The sequence below is a fragment of the uncultured Aquimarina sp. genome (genome assembly GCF_947495315.1).
Taxonomy (GTDB): Bacteria; Bacteroidota; Bacteroidia; order Flavobacteriales; family Flavobacteriaceae; genus Aquimarina.
Window position 1 is genome coordinate 1 of the sequence record NZ_CANLYD010000035.1, and the last position, 1,802, is coordinate 1,802.

Genomic DNA, 1,802 nt, shown 5'->3' on the forward strand with positions numbered 1-1,802 from the left:
GAGGAGCACATATCACCAATGTGGTGGGGAACTTGTTTCTTTTTAATCAACAATATGGATTGAGCCGATTAGATTATAACTTCCCAGGGTCTGACCGCACATCTAAACCGGAATTTGCAATTAACGGAACGCTACAAAAAATCACCTATCCTACCGGAGGAAGCACCGAATTCTTTTTTAATGGACATAGTGGTCCTTTAGAAGAACAAACGAATACGAATCTACAAAGATACACCACTGCGGTTCAGGGAGGAAGTGACAACCCCATAGCCAGTACCAATGATCTCGATGATTGTCCTAATGTGGATGATGTTTCATATCTAAACAATCTTCAGAATATTGTCAATGGGGAGTTTACCATTGATGCTTTAAATGCAAATAAAGCAATTGCTTTTGATGCCACATTCAATAATTATGATCCCGGCAATCCATTAGTCGATAATGGAGTAACATTTGTTTGTGTATATAAATCTCGAATAGGAACAGGGCAGTGTGAGACACGTCCTTGTCCTGATCTTGGGTTACAACCTAATGGATGTTCTACAAGCGTATCGGGTGATACCTATACGATTTGTGATGATGGAGAAGCCCCACTAACTTATTGCGATATTATGAGCAGTAATCCTGCTACCAACCCAAAGATTGTATACTTCAGTACGACTCCTGATAGTGATTTTATTTTACAATTAGAAGAAGGAGATTATCGCATTTTACTAGTCAATGGAAATGCTAATACAGCTTTGAATGTTCAGTATGACTTGTTAGTAGAACAGGAAATACGAAGAAACAATATGGTAGGAGGTTTACGATTGATTAAAACAGAAGATAAACCTTCAGAAAATGCTACTGATGTATTGACTAAGTATTATTATTATAATACGTTGCCTGAAAATGGAGTAATTACTCCTAGTATTATAGAAGGTAACTATGCTTCTTCCGGAGTGGTACATCAAAAACTATTCTTTTCTGATGTAGAAAGACATAGTGGTCTTGTGCGTGACGGTGTCAATGTACCTGATGTGAATTTGTACAAGTTTTATAGCAATAATTTAGCTCCAAAAGCAAAATACAATATCGCTTATACAAATGTTTCCGAAATACGATTCAAAGATGATCAATATCAAGGACATACTGTCTATAGTTTTTATAATGAGGATGATGGCGTAGCAGTAGCAAATCGTCCTTATTTCCCCAGATATCATCTCAATGGAAGACTGAAAACCACAACTAATTACAATAATCAAAGAAAAATGGTGCAGCAAAGCTCACAGGAGTATTCACAGCAAACTCTGAGTACTACTATGCCACACAATGGCGTCTTTATGATCCCGCAAGCAGTTGCACACCAGGCCTGTAAGAAAAAAATATACGGAAATGGTACGTATACCATTTCTGTCTCACTTGCTGACCCTATAGTGGGTGGTTGTTTTGGAGGAGGAGTATTAGGGCCATATACCAAGTATTTCGCTAATAAGTACCGCTTAACACCTGTATGGACACGATTAGAGGCAAAAACAGAAAAACAGTTTTTTGAGGATCAGCTCATAGAGCAAAAAACAGAATACTTCTATGATAACGATACTCATAAACAAATGACGCGTACGCAAACCACCAAAAACAATGGGGAGATAGGGATCTCTAAAATGTATTATCCTCACGATAGGGCAGCGCTCGGTACTTTACCTCTTAATGCCAACAAAGCTATTGATGTAATGATCGATACCCATCGTATTGGGATGCCTTTACAAGTAGAGCAGTATACCAAACAAGGTACTGAAAACATCCTACTGGCTAAACAAAGA

At 38.0% G+C, this 1,802-nt stretch carries 1 protein-coding gene; it reads left to right on the forward strand.

The window, feature by feature from the left end:
• Positions 1-1,802 (forward strand): hypothetical protein (locus Q0910_RS28460; RefSeq protein WP_299224212.1); only part of this gene is annotated, 1,802 nt, incomplete at both ends.